Genomic DNA, 19,082 nt, shown 5'->3' with positions numbered 1-19,082 from the left:
GGGGAGTGAGGCCCGGACGTTCTGCGTCTCGCTCGTGAAGCCGGGACGCAGAGCGTCACCGTATGCGTTCCCACGCATAGGAACGATCCTACGTGGTGTCTTGGCGTTTTTCGCGAGCAAACTCGCTCCTGCAGTGGTGTTGCGTTAACGGGATAAATGTTAGCTTGCTTGGCATTCTCCCGTAGTCGATGAGCCCGCCTGCAATGAAAAAGACTGTCCTCGCCTTCAGCCGCGTCACCCCGGAAATGATCGAACGCCTGCAACAGGATTTCGAGGTGATCGCGCCCAACCCCAAGTTGGGCGACATCAACGCACAGTTCAACGAAGCCCTGCCCCACGCCCACGGCCTGATCGGCGTGGGTCGCAAGCTGGGCCGCGCGCAGCTCGAAGGCGCGAGCCAACTGGAAGTGGTGTCCAGCGTGTCGGTGGGCTACGACAACTATGACGTGGCGTACCTCAACGAACGCGGGATCATGCTCACCAACACCCCCGACGTCCTCACCGAAAGCACCGCCGACCTGGCCTTCGCCCTGCTGATGAGCAGCGCACGCCGGGTCGCCGAGCTGGACGCATGGACCAAGGCCGGCCAGTGGAAAGCCAGCGTCGGCGCGTCGTTGTTCGGCGGCGACGTACACGGCAAGACATTGGGCATCGTCGGCATGGGCAATATCGGCGGCGCCGTCGCCCGTCGCGGGCGCCTGGGCTTCAACATGCCGATTCTGTACAGCGGTAACAGCCGCAAGACCGCACTGGAACAGGAACTGGGCGCGCAGATGCGCAGCCTGGAGCAGTTACTGGCTGAAGCGGATTTCGTCTGCCTGGTGGTGCCGTTGAGCGAAAAGACCCGGCACCTGATCAGCCATCGCGAGCTGGGGATGATGAAATCCAGCGCGATCCTGATCAATATTTCCCGCGGCCCGGTGGTCGACGAGCCGGCGCTGATCGAAGCCCTGCAAACCCAGCGTATTCGCGGGGCGGGGCTGGACGTGTATGAACAGGAGCCGCTGGCCGAGTCGCCGCTGTTCCAACTGAGCAATGCGGTGACCCTGCCGCACATCGGCTCGGCGACCCATGAAACCCGCGCAGCCATGGCCAACCGCGCCCTGGACAACCTGCGCAGCGCCCTGCTCGGCCAACGCCCGCAGGACCTGATCAACCCACAGGTGTGGAAGGGCTGAGATAAGCCGACTTCATCGGCGCATGCCCCTAAAGCCTGGGCCGATGAAGTCGATAACCTTCCATAGATGATTCCCCCTGATCCACAGAAGGTTTTTATGTCCACTTCTAAAGCCCGCGCAGACTCACTCTCGCTTCTGCTCTTTACCTTGCGCAGCGGCAAGTTGATGGCCATTAACCTGCTGAAAGTCAGCGAAATCATCCCCTGCCCGCCGCTGACCAAGCTGCCGGAGTCTCATCCCCACGTCAAAGGCATCGCAATGCTGCGCGGCACCTCGCTGTCGGTGATCGACCTGAGTCGCGCCCTCGGCGAAATGCCGTTGGTGGACCCGGACGGCGGTTGCCTGATCGTCACCGACGTCAGCCGCTCCAAACAGGGCCTGCATGTGCAGGCGGTGAGCAAGATCGTGCATTGCCTGACCACCGATATCCGCCCGCCGCCCTTCGGCGCCGGCGGTAACCGCTCGTTCATCACCGGGGTCACCCAGGTAGAAGGCGGCCTGGTGCAGGTGCTGGATATCGAAAAAGTCATCCACGCCATCGCGCCGGTGCCGATTGAAATGGCGCCGACCGACTTGACCATGGAAGAGGCCGAAGTCCTGGGCAATGCGCGCATCCTGGTGGTGGATGACAGCCAGGTCGCCTTGCAACAGTCGGTACACACCCTGCGCAACCTGGGCCTGACCTGCCACACCGCGCGCAGCGCCAAGGAAGCCATCGACGTATTGCTGGAGTTGCAGGGCACCGCCGGGCAAATCAACGTGGTGGTGTCGGACATCGAAATGTCCGAAATGGACGGTTACGCCCTCACCCGCACCCTGCGCGAAACCCCCGATTTCCAGGACCTCTACGTGCTGTTGCACACCTCCCTGGACAGCGCGATGAACAGCGAAAAAGCACGTGTGGCCGGAGCCGACGCCGTGCTAACCAAATTCTCCTCACCCGAGCTGACCAAATGCCTAGTGGTGGCCGCCCAGACCGTGGCGCAAAAAGGCCTGTAACCGGTGACCGAGTATTTCCAACTGCTACGCCGCGACCTCACCCGTGACCTGCCCGCGCCGCAGTGGCCGGCCGGTACACAGCTGGATCACTTCCGCGACGAATGGGCCCCGGCGATTCATGCAGTGTTGTGCATGACCCAGGCACAAGGCGGCGGCCGCGTCGCCAACCTGCAAACCTGGCGGCAGCAATTCGTGACCGATGCCGAGTTCGACCCCACGCTGTGCCTGGTGGCGAGCAATGCCGAAGGCATCCTCGGCGTGGCCCAGTGCTGGACCAGCGCCTTCATCAAGAACCTCGCCGTCCATCCCTGCGCCCAGGGCCAGGGGCTGGGGCGCGCCTTGTTGCTGCACGCCTTCCAGGTGTTCAAACAGCGCGGCGAGCCCTGTGTGGACCTCAAGGTCCTGGAAAGCAACCAACGTGCCCGGCAGCTCTATGAAAGCGCCGGCATGACGTTTGTGCTGCGCGATGCGGTCACCGAGGACTGACGGGCACTGGCGCACAACTTGCTTTCAGTGCCCTTGAACGCTGAAAAGAGGCGAAAACCCGTCACCGTTCGAGCGTGCCCTCTGACCTAGCCTGGTGACAGATCTGCCATGAACACTCATTTTTCCTGCGTCGGTTGTGGCAAATGCTGCACCGACCACCATGTGCCCCTGACCCTCGAAGAAGCCCGCCAATGGGCGGCTGACGGCGGCAGCGTGATCGTTCTGGTGGAAGGTTTTCTCGGCAACGGCCTTGGCCTGCCGCTGCAACAACGCGAGCATGCCGAACGCCGTTCGGTGCTGGTACCCAGCGGTAAGACCCAGGCATTCGTGGCCATCACCTTTGCCGCCTACAACCCCGGACGCTGCCGGAATCTTGACGAAGACAACCTGTGCCGCATCTATGACCGCCGGCCGTTGGTCTGCCGCATCTATCCGATGGAGATCAACCCGCACATCCCGTTCAACCCTGCCGCCAAGGAATGCCCGCCGGAGTCGTGGGAACAGGGCCCGGTGTTGATTGCCGGTGGCGAACTGATGGATGAAGAACTGGCTGAATTGATCCGCCGCTCACGCCAGGCCGACCGCGACGATGTACAGACCAAAGAAGCGGTGTGCACCCTGCTGGGGATTCGCACCACAGCGCTCAAGGGCGATGGTTTTACTGCGTACCTGCCGCAGATGGATGCCTTTGCCCAGGCGATCGAGCGGGCGGCGAGCCAGCCTTGCGTGGCGAATGAGTGGGTGTTTCATGTGTCCGGGATGGACATCGCCGAGCAGTTGCTGGATGCGGGGGCACAGCTTGCCACCGAGGTGCCGGCCAACTATGCGTTTATTCCGCTGCGCACAGCCTAGTCTTTTGGCGCAACGGGGACTGTATCCAGGCGGTAGGGCTGAATGATCCGCTGGTATTCGCCGTTCTGCACCAGCTGTTCAAGGGCGCGGTTGAGTGCATTGCGCAGGGCGGTATCGGGTTTGCGCACCGCGATTGCCACGCCGCTGCCCAATAGCTCGGCCGAAATCGCGGGGCCGAGGAAGTCGAAGTCCTGGCCATCGACGGTATCGAGCAGTGCCTCGCGAATTTCCACGGTACCTTGCAGGGTCGCATCGATATCCCCCGCCACCAGGCTGCGAATCAGTTCGTCATTGAGCCAGAAGCTCTTGACAATAACGCCCTTGGGCGCCCACTGCGCATGGGCGAAGGCTTCGCGATTACTACCCAGCAACACCCCGACACGCTTGCCCTTGAGCGAGCGCACGGTCGGCATCAGGCCTGATGTTCTGTGGGCGACCAAGCGCGTGGTGAACGGATAGAGTTCATCGGTGAAGTTCACCCAGCGCCGACGTATCGACGTGGGCGCCATGCCCATGATTGCGTCGAATTGCCGGGCTTCGAGGGCGGGGAAATTTTCCACCAGCACCTGATCGACCCAGGTACAGCGCACATTCAACTGCACGCATAGCGCGTTACCCAGGTCGATGTTCAGGCCGACCAGTTGCCCTTGCGGGTTGCGGCTCTGGAACGGGGAGAATTGCGCAGCAACGGCAAAGCGAATTTCACGCCGTGGCGGATCACTGGCGGCAACGCTATCAACCGACAGCAATAACGCGAGCACTGCACACATGTGTATCAGAGCCACAGGAAACGTCCTTTTCCGGAAAGTCCAGCCTCAGCCATCCCACCCCGGCGGAAAAAGCCGGGGCGCAGCGCAGGCTGTGCAAGCTTTCAAGAAACAGTCGTGGCTCTACAATCAGAAATATCAGCGGACGTTGTAGGACGTAGTCGACACAGCGTGCGACGCATTACTCTCAGCGTTTACCCATCGAACGACGGGTGCCCGGCGGCGCCATGCCTGGGGACTTGGTGTGCCCGTTCTTCGCGCCATTCTTGTACCAAGGCTGGGCGGCATTCTTGGCCCCGGCCAGTTCACCCGGTTTGAACGGAAACTTAAACGCCGGGACCTCGGTTTTTTCAACGCCTTCGGCGCTGGCCGGATCGACGAGGTCGGCCGCTTCAACAGGGGGTTGTGTCGGGGAAGTCATGGAAGCTCCGGAGCATGCAAAAAATGATGCGGGGCCAGCTTGCGGCCCACACTGGCGAGCAGTATACCTGCGCCCTTCGGATCTTTAACCACTGCCTGTACGAATGGTCGGCGTTTACTGACAGCGCTGTCAGTTAGCAGTCACCTTGCTGACCGGGTTGACGGGCTATAAAGACACCTCACTCTTCCGTTCCTTTGCCCTGGCGCCTCACCCCCATGCAAATTAAACGAAAAACTGCCCTGATCGTGGGTGTCCTGCTGGTGCTGGCGATTGCAGCCTGGGCGCTGACGCGACCGGCCAAAACCAGGCTGGCGGCGCCGACGGCGATCCCGGTACGGGTGGTGAGCGTGGCGCAACAGGACATCCCGCGTTTCGTCAGCGGCATTGGCACGGTGCTGTCGTTGCACAGCGTGGTGATCCGCCCGCAGGTCGACGGCATCCTCACCCAATTGCTGGTCAAGGAAGGCCAGCGGGTCAAGGCAGGGGATCTGTTGGCGACCATCGATGACCGCTCGATCCGCGCCAGCCTCGACCAGGCCAAGGCCCTGCTGGGAGAAAACCAGGCGCAACTGCAAGTGGCGCTGATCAACCTCCAGCGCTACAAGGCATTGAGTGTCGACGACGGCGTGTCCAAGCAGACCTATGACCAGCAGCAAGCCCTGGTCAACCAGCTCAAGGCCACCACCCAGGGCAATCAGGCCGCGATTGATGCGGAAAAGGTGCAGCTTTCCTACACTCAGATTCGCTCACCGGTCAGCGGCCGCGTGGGGATTCGCACCGTGGATGAAGGCAACTTCCTGCGCACTAGCGATACCCAGGGCCTGTTCTCGGTCACGCAGATCGACCCGATTGCCGTCGAGTTTTCCCTGCCGCAACAGATGTTGCCCACCTTGCAAGGCCTGATCGCGGCCCCCGTCCCAGCCAGCGTCGACGCCTACCTGGGCGCTGACACCGACGGCCAGACCGGCGACCTGCTCGGCGAAGGCCACTTGAGCCTGATCGACAACCAGATCAGTTCCACCACCGGCACCCTGCGCGCCAAGGCCGAGTTCAATAACGCCACGCAGCGCCTGTGGCCGGGGCAACTGGTGACCATCAAGATCCAGACCGGCCTCGACAAGAACGCCCTGGTGGTGCCGCCGACCGTGGTGCAACGCGGGCTGGATGCGCACTTTGTGTACCGGGTCAACGGCGACAAGGTGGAGGTGGTACCGGTGCAGGTCACCTACCAGAACAGCGATGTGACGCTCATCAAGGGCGTACAGGCCGGTGATGTGCTGGTCAGCGACGGCCAATCGCGGCTCAAGGCCGGCGCTCAGGTCGAGGTGCTCAAAGAGCCACCGCAAGTGATCCAGACCGTCGACGCCAAGGTGCAACCATGAACGACAGCCGCTCGCCGTCAGCCTGGTGCGTCGACCACCCGGTCGCGACGCTGCTGCTGACTTTTGCCCTGGTGTTGCTCGGGCTGATTGCCTTCCCGCAACTGGCCATCGCCCCGCTGCCGGAAGCGGAATTTCCGACGATCCAGGTCACCGCGCAACTGCCCGGCGCCAGCCCGGACACCATGGCTTCGTCGGTGGCCACGCCCCTGGAGGTGCAATTCAGCGCCATCCCCGGCATGACCCAGATGACCTCCAGCAGCGCCTTGGGCTCCAGCCTCTTGACCCTGCAATTCACCCTGAACAAGAGCATCGACACCGCCGCCCAGGAAGTCCAGGCGGCGATCAACACCGCCTCCGGCAAGCTGCCCAGCGATATGCCGAACCTGCCGACCTGGAAAAAGGTCAACCCGGCGGACAGCCCGGTGCTGATCCTCAGCGTCAGTTCCGCCAGCATGCCCAGCACCGAGCTGAGCGATTACGTGGAAACCCTGCTGGCACGGCAAATCAGCCAGATCGACGGCGTCGGCCAGATCAACATCACCGGCCAGCAACGCCCGGCGATTCGCGTGCAGGCTTCGCCCGACAAACTCGCGGCCATCGGCCTGACCCTGGCCGACATCCGCTTGGCGATCCAGCAGTCAAGCCTGAACCTGGCCAAAGGTGCGATCTACGGGGAGAACAGCGTGTCGACCCTGTCGACCAACGACCAGTTGTTTCAGCCTGAGGACTACGCCCAACTGATCGTGTCCTACAAGAATGGCGCGCCAGTTCAACTGCGCGACATCGCCAAAGTCATCAACGGTTCGGAAAACGCCTACGTACAGGCGTGGTCCGGCGATACGCCGGGGGTCAACCTGGTGATCTCGCGCCAGCCCGGCGCGAACATCGTCGAAACCGTCGACCGCATTCAAGCGCAACTGCCGCGCCTGCAGGCCATGTTGCCGGCGTCGGTGCAGGTCAGTGTGTTGAGCGACCGCACCAAGACCATCCGCGCCTCCCTGCATGAAGTGGAAGTGACCCTGCTGATCGCCGTGTTGCTGGTGGTGGCGGTGATGGCGCTGTTCCTGCGCCAGTTGTCGGCGACGTTGATTGTGTCCAGCGTGCTCGGGGTGTCGCTGATCGCCAGTTTCGCCTTGATGTACCTGATGGGCTTCAGCCTGAACAACCTGACCCTGGTGGCGATCGTCATCTCCGTGGGTTTTGTGGTGGACGATGCGATCGTGGTGGTGGAGAACATTCACCGCCATCTCGAAGCCGGACTGGGCAAGCGCGAAGCGGCGATCAAGGGCGCCAGCGAGATTGGCTTTACCGTGGTGTCCATCAGCTTCTCGCTGGTAGCGGCGTTCATTCCGCTGCTGTTCATGGGCGGCGTGGTCGGGCGCTTGTTCAAGGAGTTCGCGCTGACGGCGACCTCGACCATCCTGATTTCGGTGGTGGTCTCGCTGACGCTGGCGCCGACCCTGGCGGCACTGTTCATGCGCGCCCCGACCCATCCCGCCAACGCCAAGCCTAGTTTCAGCGAACGCCTGCTGGCCGCTTATGCACGCAACCTGCGCCGCGCCCTGGCCCATCAACGCAGCATGCTGGCGATCTTCGTGGTCACGCTGGCGCTGGCGGTGCTCGGCTACGTGTTCATCCCCAAGGGTTTCTTCCCGGTGCAGGACACCGGCTTCGTGCTCGGCACCAGCGAAGCGGCGGCCGATGTGTCGTACCCGGACATGGTCGCCAAGCACAAGGCCCTGGCCGAGATCATCAAGGATGACCCGGCGGTGGCAGACTTTTCCCACTCGGTGGGCGTCACTGGCAGCAACCAGACCATCGCCAACGGCCGCTTCTGGATCGCCTTGAAAGACCGCGGCGATCGCGATGTGTCCGCCAGCCAGTTCATCGACCGCATCCGCCCAAAACTGGCGAAGGTGCCGGGCATCGTGCTGTACCTGCGTGCAGGCCAGGACATCAACCTCAGTTCCGGCCCCAGCCGCGCCCAGTACCAGTACGTGCTCAAAAGCAACGACGGCCCGACACTGAATACCTGGACCCAGCGCCTCACCGAAAAACTGCGCGCCAACCCGGCGTTTCGCGACCTGTCCAACGACCTGCAACTGGGCGGCAGCATTACCCACATCAGTATCGACCGTCAGGCCGCCGCGCGCTTCGGCCTGACCGCCACCGATGTCGACCAGGCGTTGTATGACGCGTTCGGCCAGCGCCAGATCAACGAGTTCCAGACCGAGATCAACCAGTACCAAGTGGTGCTGGAACTCGACAGCCAGCAACGCGGTAAAGCCGAAAGCCTCAATTATTTCTACCTGCGCTCGCCGCTGACCAGTGAGATGGTGCCGTTGTCGGCCTTGGCCAAGGTCGACCCGCCCAGCGTGGGCCCGTTGTCCATCAGCCATGACGGCATGTTCCCGGCCGCCAACCTGTCGTTCAACCTGGCGCCCGGCGTGGCGCTGGGGGATGCGGTGATCATGCTCAACCAGGCCAAGAACGAAATCGGCATGCCGGCCAGCATCCTCGGCAACTTCCAGGGCGCGGCCCAGGCGTTCCAGAGTTCGCTGGCCAGCCAGCCGTGGCTGATCCTGGCGGCGCTGGTGGCGGTCTACATCATTCTCGGCGTGCTGTACGAAAGTTTCGTCCACCCGCTGACGATCATTTCCACCTTGCCCTCGGCCGGCCTGGGCGCGTTGATCATGTTGTGGCTGCTGGGCCAGGACTTCTCGATCATGGCCCTGATCGGCCTGGTGTTGCTGATCGGCATCGTCAAGAAGAACGGCATCCTGATGATCGACTTCGCCCTCGAAGCGCAGCGGGTCCGAGGCCTGCCGCCGCAGGAAGCGATCTACGAAGCCTGTGTCACGCGGTTCCGGCCGATCATCATGACCACCCTCGCCGCCCTGCTCGGCGCCGTGCCGCTGATGCTCGGCGCAGGCCCCGGCGCGGAACTGCGCCAACCGCTGGGGATCGCGGTGGTCGGCGGCTTGCTGGTGAGCCAGGCGCTGACGTTGTTCACCACGCCGGTCATATACTTGTACCTTGAGAAGTTTTTCCACAGGCCCACACCAACGCCCGCGTTGGCGACCACACATTAAGGCGGGGTCATGCGCGTCCTGATCGTTGAAGATGAAGAAAAAACCGCAGACTACCTGCATCGCGGCCTGACGGAACAAGGCTACACCGTCGACGTGGCGCGTGAAGGCGTCGAGGGTTTGCACCTGGCGCTGGAAAACGATTACGCGGTGATCGTGCTCGACGTGATGCTGCCCGGTCTCGACGGCTTCGGCGTGCTGCGCGCCTTGCGTGCGCGCAAGCAAACGCCGGTGATCATGCTCACCGCCCGCGAACGCGTGGAAGACCGCATTCGCGGCCTGCGTGAAGGCGCCGACGATTACCTGGGCAAGCCGTTTTCCTTCCTGGAACTGGTGGCGCGCCTGCAAGCCCTGACCCGCCGCAGTGGCGGGCACGAACCGGTGCAGGTGACCGTCGCCGACCTGTGGATCGACCTGATCAGCCGCAAGGCCAGCCGCAACGGCGTGCGCCTGGACCTGACCGCCAAGGAGTTCTCGCTGCTCAGCGTATTGGCTCGGCGCCAGGGTGAGATTCTGTCCAAGACCGCCATCGCGGAGATGGTCTGGGACATTAATTTCGACAGCGACGCCAACGTGGTCGAAGTCGCGATCAAACGCCTGCGCGCCAAGCTCGACGGGCCGTTCGAACACAAGCTGCTGCACACCATCCGCGGCATGGGCTATGTGCTGGAGAGCCGCAGTGTCAGCTAATTCCATCGCCCTGCGCTTGAGCGGCATGTTCACCCTGGTGGCGCTGCTGATCTTCCTGTTGATCGGCGGCGCGCTCTATCAGCAAGTGGACCAAGGCTTGGGCCTGTTACCGGAGGCCGAACTGGATGCGCGCTACAGCGTGCTGGAGTCGTCGGTGACACGTTTCGGCACGCCGGAGCATTGGACCAAGATCAAGGCCAAACTCAAGTTGCTGGCTGAGGAAGACAAGCGCATCCGTTTCTGGGTGGTGAGCAGCGACCCGAACTACGAATACGGCAGCCCGGACGCGCAGATCCGCACGTTCGCCGCCGGCCCGACCGGCAAACGCGACTTACGCCTGGCCGGCCATAACGACCCGTTCAAAGTGCTGGTGAGCCAGTTCCCCGCCCAGGACCAGCGTCCGCCATTGCGCTTCATGATCGCCATCGACACCGAAAACTTCCGCGCCACCCAGCACCACTTGCTGGTGGCGCTGATCAGCCTGGCGTTCATCGGCGTGGTCCTGGCGGCGCTGCTGGGGTTCTGGGTCTCGCGCATCGGCCTCAAGCCGCTGGGCAAACTCTCGGATGAGGCGCAGAAACTCGCGCCGCCGAAACTCTCCGGGCGCCTGCAACTGTCGCCACTGCCGCCGGAGTTGAGTCAGTTCGTCAACTCGTTCAACGCCACCCTGGACCGGGTCGAACAGGCCTACTCGCGCCTGGAGTCATTCAACGCCGACGTCGCTCATGAACTGCGCTCACCCCTGACCAACCTGATCGGCCAGACTCAGGTCGCGCTGACACGCGGGCGCTCGGCCGAGCATTATTTCGAGGTGCTGCAGTCCAACCTGGAAGAATTGGAGCGCCTGCGTTCGATCATCAACGACATGCTGTTCCTCGCCAGCGCCGACCAGGGCAGCAAGGCCACCAAGCTGATCGAAAGCTCCCTGGCCGACGAAGTGGCGACCACCCTCGACTACCTGGATTTCATCCTCGAAGACGCCCAGGTCCGGGTGCAAGTACACGGCGACGCCCAGGTACAGATCGAAAGAGCCCACCTGCGCCGCGCGCTGATCAACCTGCTGAGCAACGCCGTGCAGCACACCGCGCCAGGGCAGGTCATCGCGGTGAACATCGACGTGCAGGAGCATCAGGTGGCGATCGCCGTGACCAACCCCGGCGCCGCGATTGCCAGCGAGCACCTGCCTCGACTGTTCGAGCGCTTCTATCGGGTGGATGCATCACGCAGCAACAGCGGCGCCAACCACGGGCTGGGGCTGGCCATCGTCAAGGCGATTGCGCTGATGCATGGCGGCGATGTGTTCGTGCGCAGTGACGCGGGCGGCAACACCTTCGGTATTACCCTGCCCGTCTAAATCTTGAGAACACTTCAGCCCCATGTGGGAGGGGGCTTGCTCCCGATAGCGGCAGATCAGTCAGTACTTCAGTGACTGATACACCGCTATCGGGAGCAAGCCCCCTCCCACACTGCACCGCGCCGCTTGCGCTAAATCTCTGACTGTTGCGATTTGGGCAACAGTCATTATCTTGTTACACTCTGTATCGCAGCGCTCGCCTGCGTTAATTTGACGCATCGATGAGCGCGACGGCAAAGACAGCTGACCCGCTTACCCGAATTTCCCTCGACTTTTTTCCAGGGCTCTACACTGGGAAACAGTCTTAAAGCCGCTGACTTCAGCGGCTTTTTTTTTGCCGTAAAAAAGGCCAGGCACACCCCCACGACATTGGCCGTTTTCGTTTGACCAAAGGAGCTCCACCGGTGAAGAACTCGCTGACGTTCACCCCGTTATTCCTCGCGATTGCAGCAACGATCGCCCCCCTCGCCCACGCGGCAGACACCTCCACCACCGACGGTTTCGTCGAAGGCGCAAGCCTCAAACTCAACGCCCGCAACTACTACATGAACCGCGACCGTCGCGACATCCACACCGATGACAGCAAAGAATGGGGCCAGGGCTTTCTCGGCATCTTCGAATCCGGCTACACCCAGGGCACTGTCGGCTTCGGCCTGGATGCCCACGCCATGCTCGGCCTCAAGCTCGACGGCGGTGGCGGCACCGACGGTTCCAGCATCCTGCCGTATGGCAACAGTGACGGCAGCGGCAAGGCGCCGGGGTCGTTTTCCACCGCTGGCGGCACGCTGAAGATGCGCGCGTTCGACACGGAACTGAAAGCCGGTGACCTGTTCCTCAACAACCCGGTGATCGCCGGCGGCATGACCCGTATGCTGCCCCAGACCTTTCGCGGCGTGAGCCTGACCAACCACAGCGTTGACGGCTGGATGATCGAAGGCGGCCAAGCCAGTTTCACCAAACTCTATAACCAGAGCGGCCACGGGCGCATCGGCACCAGCTACGGCGTACTGCCGGAGCACGCCGACAGCCAGCACCTGGACTGGGCCGGTGTGTCGTTCAGCGGCATCCCGGGCCTGACCAGCAACCTGTACGCCTCCGAACTCAAGGATGTGTGGCACCAGTACTACTACGACCTCGACTACACCTACGCACTGAACGATCTGGTCAGCCTCAACCCCGGCCTGCACTACTACCACACCCAGGACAGCGGCCAGTCGCTGCTGGGTAACATCGACAACAACACCTACAGCCTGCATTTCACCGTAGGCGTGGGCAACCACAGCGTCACGGCCGCGTACCAGCGGGTCAACGGCAACACACCGTTCGACTACATCACCCAGGGCGACAGCGTGTACCTGGACAACTCCCAGCAATACTCGGACTTCAACGGCCCCAACGAGCGTTCGTGGAAGCTCAAGTACGCTTATGACTTTGTCGGCCTCGGCCTGCCCGGCCTGACCACTGCCGTGTCCTATAGCAGCGGCAAGACCGACCTGAGCAAAGTCGACCCCAATAGCCGGGGCTACAGCGCCTGGTACAGCGCCGACGGCCAGGACGCCAAGCACTGGGAACGGGACATCGATATGAAATACGTGGTGCAGGGCGGCAAGGCCAAGGATCTGTCGCTGCGCCTGCAATGGGCGACCAACCGCGGCAGCAATGGCTACTCGGCGGTGGATCGGGATGTGGATGAATACCGGGTGATCGTCGACTATCCGATCAACGTGTTCTAAAGCGCAGATCTTTCTTTTTGACCCATCAATCAATTTTCATCGGGTAGAACTAAACTGCCAGCATCTTTATCGTCGAAGTCTGCCCGATGAGTCAACGCCCCGTCCGTACACCACCTGAACGCCCAGAGCTGTTGCTGATGCTGGGCAGTGGCCTCACCGTCGCGCTGATCGTGATCATGGTCTCGGTGCTGTTGATCCGCGAACACGCCAGTGCTCTGGAGGCGGCCAAACGCTCAACCACCAACATCGCGCAACTGATCAACGCCGATGTGCTGCGTAACGTCGAACTCTATGACCTCGCACTGCAAGGGCTGATCGCGGCCACCCAGCGCAAGGATTTGTCCCGGGTATCAGCGGACATCCGACACCTGGTGCAATTTGAGCGGTCAGCGGCCGCGCCGTTCAAAGGCGAAGTGCTGTTGCTGGACGCCAAGGGCGCCGTCATCGCTGACTCTTCGACGCTCAAGCCAACCCCGCGCAATTTCGCTGACCGCGACTACTTCATCGCACATAAGAACGCCGGCCAGACCGACCTGTTCATCAGCCGGCCGTTCAGGGTTGAGTGCAATTGCGAGCAGGTCTGGCGCATCGCATTCAGCCGCCGCGTCACCGGCGCCAACGGCGAGTTTGCCGGGGTCGCCGTGGCCACCATGCGCCTGGCGTACTTCGATCAGTTGTTCAAAGGCCTGACCATCGGCCATAGCAGCTCGGTCAACCTGTTGAACAACCGCGGCATTCTCCTGGCCCAGCAACCGCTGCTGGAGCGCGACATGATCGACAAGGACCTGAGTGATCGCCCCAACTTCAAGCGCATGCTGCGCGATGGGAGCGGCAGCTTTAGGGCCATCTCAGCCATCACCGACAAGGAGCGCCTGTACACCTTCACCAATGTCGGTGAGCTGCCCCTGATTGTGGTGGTGGCGCTGTCCAGCGACGATGTGTTCGCGCCGTGGAAACGCGCGGCGATGCTGACAAGCGGCGCCACGGGCATCCTGTGTCTGGGCCTTCTATGGCTGACCTGGATGCTGCGCCGGGAACTGCGACGCCGTTATCGCGCAGAGAAGGTGCTGTCAGAACTGGCAGCCACCGACGCGCTCACCGGCCTGGCCAACCGGCGCAAACTGGACCACCGCCTGCGCCTGGAATGGGACCGCGCTCAGCGCTCTGCCGAACCGCTGACGCTGTTGATGATCGACGTCGACCACTTCAAGGCATTTAACGACCGCCACGGCCATCACGGCGGCGATGAGGCGTTGCGCAACGTCGCCCAGGTGATCGGCAGCAACATCCGTCGCCCAGCCGACCTGGCCGCACGTTATGGCGGTGAAGAGTTCGCCGTGGTGTTGCCGGCTACCGATGACCGAGGCGCATGGCTGATTGCCGAGCATATCCGCAGTGGCGTCGAGCACTTGCCACGGGTGGCGGGAGATGAACGGCCGATCACCGTGAGCATCGGCCTGAGTACCTGGGAAAAGCGCAGTGGCATGTCCCTGGAGGATTTGATGCTCAGTGCGGACCAGGCGCTGTATGAGGCCAAGCACACGGGGCGCAATCGCATCGTGGATGCACAGTAACGATGACTGAAGCGAGCAGGCCATTGTGGCGAGCGAGCCATAGCAATAAAAAAGGCCACCCGAAGGCAGCCCTTAAAACTAAAGAAAGAGAGTTGTTACTTACACCGCCGCAACGGGACGCATGTAAGAGATCGGTGCGGTGCTGGCATCTTCGAAGGTCACGACTTCCCAAGCATCTGTCTGCTCAATCAACTTGCGCAGCAGCTGGTTGTTAAGGGCGTGGCCCGACTTGAAGCCTTTGAACTCACCTATCAGGCTATTGCCCAGCAGGTAGAGGTCACCGATTGCATCGAGGATCTTGTGCTTCACGAATTCGTCTTCATAACGAAGGCCGTCCTCGTTCAGTACACCATCCGCGTCGACCACAATGGCATTTTCAACGCTGCCGCCGAGTGCGAGGTTGTGCTTGCGCAGGTACTCGATGTCACTCATGAAACCAAAGGTACGGGCGCGGCTGACTTCTTTTACGAACGAAGTGCTGGAAAAATCCACGCTTGCACTTTGGGTGCGGTCACGAAATACCGGGTGATCGAAATCGATCTCAAAGCTCACTTTAAAGCCTTCGAACGGGACGAAGGTGGCGCGCTTGTCGCCGTCTTCTACTGTCACTTCCCGCAGAATGCGAATGAACTTCTTGGCTGCGTCCTGTTCTTCCAGGCCGGCAGATTGAATCAAGAATACGAAGGGACCAGCGCTGCCATCCATGATGGGGACTTCGGACGCGGAGAGCTCGACGTAGGCGTTATCGATGCCCAGACCGGCCATGGCCGAGAGCAAGTGCTCCACCGTGTCCACTTTGACGTCACCGTTGACCAATGTGGTCGACATCGTGGTTTCGCCGACGTTTTCCGCGCGAGCAGGAATCTGCACCGCAGGGTCCAGGTCGGCACGAACAAACACGATGCCGGTGTCGACAGGTGCAGGTTTGAGGGTCAGGTATACCTTCTCCCCGGAGTGCAGACCTACACCTGTGGCACGAATAATATTCTTCAGGGTGCGTTGTTTAATCATGGCTTGGACCGCTTCAGCGCAAATTGCGAACTGGTATCAACAAAGGCTGGCGATAATAGCAGACCAGACCTTTGCTGAACACCAATCACCTTCATAGCCCTGATACATTCCATTAATCGGCCTGACGACGCAGGAATGCCGGGATGTCCAGGTAGTCCAAGTCATCTTGCGGATTCGGGCTACGGGACGCCGCAGCACCGGCCTGAGCCTGATTGCGCATCACGGTCGGACGGTCCAGATCACGGTAGTTCACCGACGGCAGTTCCTGGCGCGAAGGCGCTGGAGCGGCAGCCGCTTGGCTGGCGTGACTGCTGTGACTGGTGTGAACGGTATTGTCGATGACCTTTACAGGCTTCTCGATTTTTGCGCCCAGGCCGGTCGCAACCACGGTTACATGCAGTTCGTCGCGCATGTCCGGATCGATAACCGTACCGACTTTGACCATCGCGTGCTCGGAAGCAAAGGCTTCGATGATGCTACCCACGTCGGAGTACTCACCCAGGGACAGGTCAGGACCGGCGGTGATGTTCACCAGGATGCCGCGTGCGCCTTGCAGGTTCACGTCTTCCAGCAACGGGTTGCGGATGGCCGCTTCAGTGGCTTCACGCGCACGGTTCGGACCGCTGGCGCAGCCAGTGCCCATCATCGCCATGCCCATTTCGCTCATCACGGTACGCACGTCGGCGAAGTCGACGTTGATCATGCCCGGACGCTTGATGATGTCGGAGATACCGCGAACGGCACCGGCCAGTACATCGTCAGCCTTGGCAAACGCGGACAGCAGGCTCGCGTCCTTGCCCAGGATAGTCAGCAGCTTCTCGTTGGGGATGGTGATCAACGAGTCGACGCTTTCAGACAGCAGACGGATACCTTCGTCGGCGATCTGCATACGCTTGCGACCTTCGAACGGGAACGGACGGGTCACGACAGCGACCGTCAGAATCCCCATTTCCTTGGCCACTTCGGCAATGATCGGCGCTGCACCGGTACCGGTACCGCCGCCCATGCCAGTGGTGATGAACACCATGTTGGTGCCTTGCAGCACTTCAGCGATACGCTCACGGTCTTCCAGGGCGGCTTGACGGCCGACTTCTGGGTTGGCGCCGGCGCCGAGGCCCTTGGTCACGGCGGTGCCCAATTGCAGGATGGTCCGCGCGCCGATGCTCTTCAGCGCCTGGGCATCGGTGTTGGCGCAGATGAATTCAACGCCTTCGATGTTGCTCTTGACCATATGGTTGACAGCGTTGCCGCCGCCACCGCCGACACCGATCACTTTGATGACCGGGCTTGCGGGGATGTTGTCTACGAGTTCGAACATGTTCCCTCTCCTTTCGTTTTCTCTAGTTTTTTCGCCTACTGCATGCTTCTACAACAGTGGTGCGGTGCTGCGGTAAATCGTTAGAAATTGCCTTTGACCCAAGCCTGCAACCGTTCGAACAACGGTGCTTTCGCTTCGTCGTCGCCGCGGTAGCTGTCGCGGATGCTCGGGCCCGACAGGGAAATGCCGTCGGTCTGCTTTTGCAGCCCGTACAACAGCAAGCCCACACCGGTGGAATAAATCGGGTTGCGCACCACGTCGCCCAGGCCTTTGACGCCATGGGGCACGCCCAGGCGGACCGGCATGTGGAAGATCTCTTCGGCCAGTTCGACCGCGCCTTCCATCTTCGAGGTGCCACCGGTCAGCACGATGCCGGCCGGGATCAAATCTTCGTAGCCACTGCGGCGCAGTTCCGCCTGGATCAGGGTGAACAGCTCGTCGTAGCGCGGCTCGACCACTTCGGCCAAAGCCTGGCGCGACAGCTCGCGCGGTGGACGGTCGCCCACGCTTGGCACCTTGATGGTTTCACCGGCACCGGCCAGTTTGGCCAGGGCGCAGGCGTAACGGATCTTGATCTCTTCGGCGTACTGAGTCGGTGTGCGCAACGCCATGGCAATGTCGTTGGTGACCTGGTCGCCGGCAATCGGGATCACGGCGGTGTGACGGATCGCACCCTCGGTGAAGATCGCGATGTCGGTGGTGCCGCCGCCGATGTCGACCAGGCACACGCCCAGTTCTTTTTCGTCATCGGTCAGTACCGAGTAGGCCGAAGCCAGTTGCTCGAGAATGATGTCGTCGATTTCCAGGCCGCAGCGGCGCACGCACTTTTCAATGTTCTGTGCGGCATTGACCGCGCAGGTCACCACGTGGACCTTGGCTTCCAGGCGCACGCCCGACATGCCGAGGGGCTCGCGCACGCCTTCCTGGTTGTCAATCACGTAGTCCTGCGGCAGGGTGTGCAGCACGCGCTGGTCAGCCGGGATCGCCACGGCCTGGGCCGCGTCGAGTACGCGCTCAAGGTCGGCCGCACTGACTTCACGGTCGCGGATCGCCACGATGCCATGGGAGTTCAGGCTGCGGATGTGATTGCCCGCCACGCCGACGAACGCCGAGTGAATCCGGCAACCGGCCATCAGCTGCGCTTCTTCAATGGCGCGCTGGATCGATTGCACGGTGGACTCGATGTTCACCACCACGCCCTTCTTCAGGCCCCGGGACGGATGCGTGCCAATACCGACGATTTCGATCGTGCCGTCTTCCCCGACCTCGCCCACCAGCGCCACCACTTTGGAGGTGCCGATATCGAGACCGACGATCATTTTGCCGCTTTGCACGTTTGCCATGGGTCCTGCCTCTTCTTAATTCTTCGCGACAGCGGGTTGCGCTGCCGTGGGCGCAGCCGGTTCACGCCAGCCGACGGCAAGGCCGTTGGCGTAACGCAGGTCGACGCTCGCAATGTTCGTAATCTGTTCTTTCAAGGTCTTTTCATAGATGGCAATAAAGCGGCGCATCTTTTCCACCAAGCGGTCGCGTCCCAGCAACAACTCGATGCCCGGGCCGGAACTGCCTGCCCCGGTCGTCAAAAACCAGCTGCCCCGTTCACGCAATTCCAGGCGTGCAATGGAGAAGCCCAGCGGCCGCAGCATCTGGCTCAAGGCCTGGTACTGCTGCATCACTTGCTGCTGCGCCCGCTGCGGCCCGAACAGCTGCGGCAGGTGCTCGTAGTTGGCCAGCTCACGCGGGGTGAACGCCTGGCCCTGGTTGTTCAACAGCGCTTCATCACCCCAACGGGCCACGGGCAGTTGTTCTTCCAGGCGGATCGTCACCTGGTCCGGCCATACACGGCGGACTTCGGCGTGGGCGATCCACGGCATCTGCTCCAACTCCCGGCGCATACCGGCCAGGTCGATGGTGAAGAAACTCGCCGCCAGGAACGGACCGATGCGCTGCTGTACCGCTTGCTGGCTGATGTAGCTCAAGTCGCCCTGTACGCTGATCTTGGTGATCGGCCGGTCGGCGTAAGGCAACAGACGCTGCGCGCCTTCATAAGTACCGAAGCCCAACACCACCAGCAACACCGGCCAGAACAGCGCCTTGAGGAAACCAAAATTGGCTTTCGGCAGGCGCGCCGACATCGGCTCTTTAGCCACCATCCGGCTGGCACCCCGTGGCACCGGCTTGCGGCCGGGTGCGTGTGGGGGCTGATGACGAAGCGATGCGCCTTTCAT

Annotated in this window: 16 protein-coding genes; 10 read left to right on the top strand and 6 right to left on the bottom strand. The window is 61.9% G+C overall.

Annotated features, from left to right (window positions below; all coding sequences use genetic code 11):
- Window positions 1-203 precede the first annotated feature (203 nt).
- The 4 genes from ACP7CJ_RS00195 to ACP7CJ_RS00180 all read left to right on the top strand — a co-directional run bounded on the left by ACP7CJ_RS00195 (window position 204) and on the right by ACP7CJ_RS00180 (window position 3,515).
- Window positions 204-1,178: a 2-hydroxyacid dehydrogenase gene (locus ACP7CJ_RS00195; protein ID WP_426099712.1), complete on the top strand. Its 975-nt coding sequence runs from the start codon at window positions 204-206 to the stop codon at window positions 1,176-1,178.
- A gap of 96 nt (window positions 1,179-1,274) precedes the next feature.
- The gene (locus tag ACP7CJ_RS00190) at window positions 1,275-2,177 is read left to right on the top strand and encodes a chemotaxis protein CheV (RefSeq protein WP_247400090.1); all 903 of its coding nucleotides are present in this window, start codon (window positions 1,275-1,277) and stop codon (window positions 2,175-2,177) included.
- Between the two features lie 3 nt (window positions 2,178-2,180).
- Window positions 2,181-2,663 (top strand): GNAT family N-acetyltransferase, encoded by a 483-nt coding sequence (locus ACP7CJ_RS00185; RefSeq protein WP_247400089.1) that lies wholly within the window; start codon window positions 2,181-2,183, stop codon window positions 2,661-2,663.
- Between the two features lie 108 nt (window positions 2,664-2,771).
- Window positions 2,772-3,515 (top strand): YkgJ family cysteine cluster protein, encoded by a 744-nt coding sequence (locus tag ACP7CJ_RS00180; RefSeq protein ID WP_426099713.1) that lies wholly within the window; start codon window positions 2,772-2,774, stop codon window positions 3,513-3,515.
- Here the strand turns inward: ACP7CJ_RS00180 and ACP7CJ_RS00175 are convergent.
- Together ACP7CJ_RS00175 and ACP7CJ_RS00170 are read right to left on the bottom strand one after the other, a co-directional pair.
- Window positions 3,512-4,300 (bottom strand): transporter substrate-binding domain-containing protein, encoded by a 789-nt coding sequence (locus ACP7CJ_RS00175; RefSeq protein WP_276196578.1) that lies wholly within the window; start codon window positions 4,298-4,300, stop codon window positions 3,512-3,514. The genes ACP7CJ_RS00180 and ACP7CJ_RS00175 overlap by 4 nt on opposite strands.
- A 169-nt stretch (window positions 4,301-4,469) precedes the next feature.
- Window positions 4,470-4,703, bottom strand: coding sequence for a hypothetical protein (locus tag ACP7CJ_RS00170; RefSeq protein WP_247400083.1), 234 nt, complete (start codon window positions 4,701-4,703; stop codon window positions 4,470-4,472).
- Window positions 4,704-4,918: 215 nt separating this feature from the next.
- On the opposite strand from ACP7CJ_RS00170, the gene ACP7CJ_RS00165 reads away from it, so the two are divergent.
- The 6 genes from ACP7CJ_RS00165 to ACP7CJ_RS00140 all read left to right on the top strand — a co-directional run bounded on the left by ACP7CJ_RS00165 (window position 4,919) and on the right by ACP7CJ_RS00140 (window position 14,525).
- Window positions 4,919-6,085 (top strand): efflux RND transporter periplasmic adaptor subunit, encoded by a 1,167-nt coding sequence (locus ACP7CJ_RS00165; protein ID WP_276196577.1) that lies wholly within the window; start codon window positions 4,919-4,921, stop codon window positions 6,083-6,085.
- Entirely contained in the window at window positions 6,082-9,177 is a 3,096-nt protein-coding gene (locus tag ACP7CJ_RS00160) for a multidrug efflux RND transporter permease subunit (protein WP_426099714.1), read from the top strand. Before ACP7CJ_RS00165 ends, ACP7CJ_RS00160 begins: the two co-directional genes overlap by 4 nt.
- A 9-nt stretch (window positions 9,178-9,186) precedes the next feature.
- Window positions 9,187-9,864 carry a heavy metal response regulator transcription factor gene (locus ACP7CJ_RS00155; protein WP_247401400.1) on the top strand — a complete coding sequence of 226 codons (678 nt, stop codon included), beginning with the start codon at window positions 9,187-9,189 and terminating at the stop codon, window positions 9,862-9,864.
- Window positions 9,854-11,218, top strand: a complete 1,365-nt coding sequence (locus tag ACP7CJ_RS00150; protein ID WP_276196575.1) for a heavy metal sensor histidine kinase — start codon at window positions 9,854-9,856, stop codon at window positions 11,216-11,218. Before ACP7CJ_RS00155 ends, ACP7CJ_RS00150 begins: the two co-directional genes overlap by 11 nt.
- A gap of 404 nt (window positions 11,219-11,622) precedes the next feature.
- Entirely contained in the window at window positions 11,623-12,951 is a 1,329-nt protein-coding gene (locus ACP7CJ_RS00145) for an OprD family porin (RefSeq protein WP_276196574.1), read from the top strand.
- A gap of 86 nt (window positions 12,952-13,037) precedes the next feature.
- On the top strand, window positions 13,038-14,525 hold the full coding sequence (locus tag ACP7CJ_RS00140) for a sensor domain-containing diguanylate cyclase (RefSeq protein WP_276196573.1): 1,488 nt from the start codon (window positions 13,038-13,040) through the stop codon (window positions 14,523-14,525).
- Window positions 14,526-14,624: 99 nt separating this feature from the next.
- Here the strand turns inward: ACP7CJ_RS00140 and lpxC are convergent, their stop codons facing one another.
- The 4 genes from lpxC to ACP7CJ_RS00120 all read right to left on the bottom strand — a co-directional run bounded on the left by lpxC (window position 14,625) and on the right by ACP7CJ_RS00120 (window position 19,082).
- Complete coding sequence (gene lpxC / locus ACP7CJ_RS00135; protein ID WP_065900836.1) at window positions 14,625-15,536, bottom strand: UDP-3-O-acyl-N-acetylglucosamine deacetylase; 912 nt, start codon at window positions 15,534-15,536, stop codon at window positions 14,625-14,627.
- A 112-nt stretch (window positions 15,537-15,648) separates the two neighbouring features.
- Window positions 15,649-16,854, bottom strand: a complete 1,206-nt coding sequence (gene ftsZ / locus ACP7CJ_RS00130) for a cell division protein FtsZ (protein ID WP_247401408.1) — start codon at window positions 16,852-16,854, stop codon at window positions 15,649-15,651.
- Window positions 16,855-16,934: 80 nt separating this feature from the next.
- Window positions 16,935-18,197 carry a cell division protein FtsA gene (gene ftsA / locus ACP7CJ_RS00125; protein WP_017845923.1) on the bottom strand — a complete coding sequence of 421 codons (1,263 nt, stop codon included), beginning with the start codon at window positions 18,195-18,197 and terminating at the stop codon, window positions 16,935-16,937.
- Window positions 18,198-18,212: 15 nt separating this feature from the next.
- Window positions 18,213-19,082, bottom strand: coding sequence for a cell division protein FtsQ/DivIB (locus tag ACP7CJ_RS00120; protein WP_276196572.1), 870 nt, complete (start codon window positions 19,080-19,082; stop codon window positions 18,213-18,215).

This window comes from Pseudomonas sp. PSPC3-2, assembly GCF_049897085.1.
GTDB lineage: Bacteria > Pseudomonadota > Gammaproteobacteria > Pseudomonadales > Pseudomonadaceae > Aquipseudomonas > Aquipseudomonas paraveronii.
Note: the sequence above shows the minus strand (reverse complement) of the source record. Positions and strands in the feature narration are given on the sequence as shown.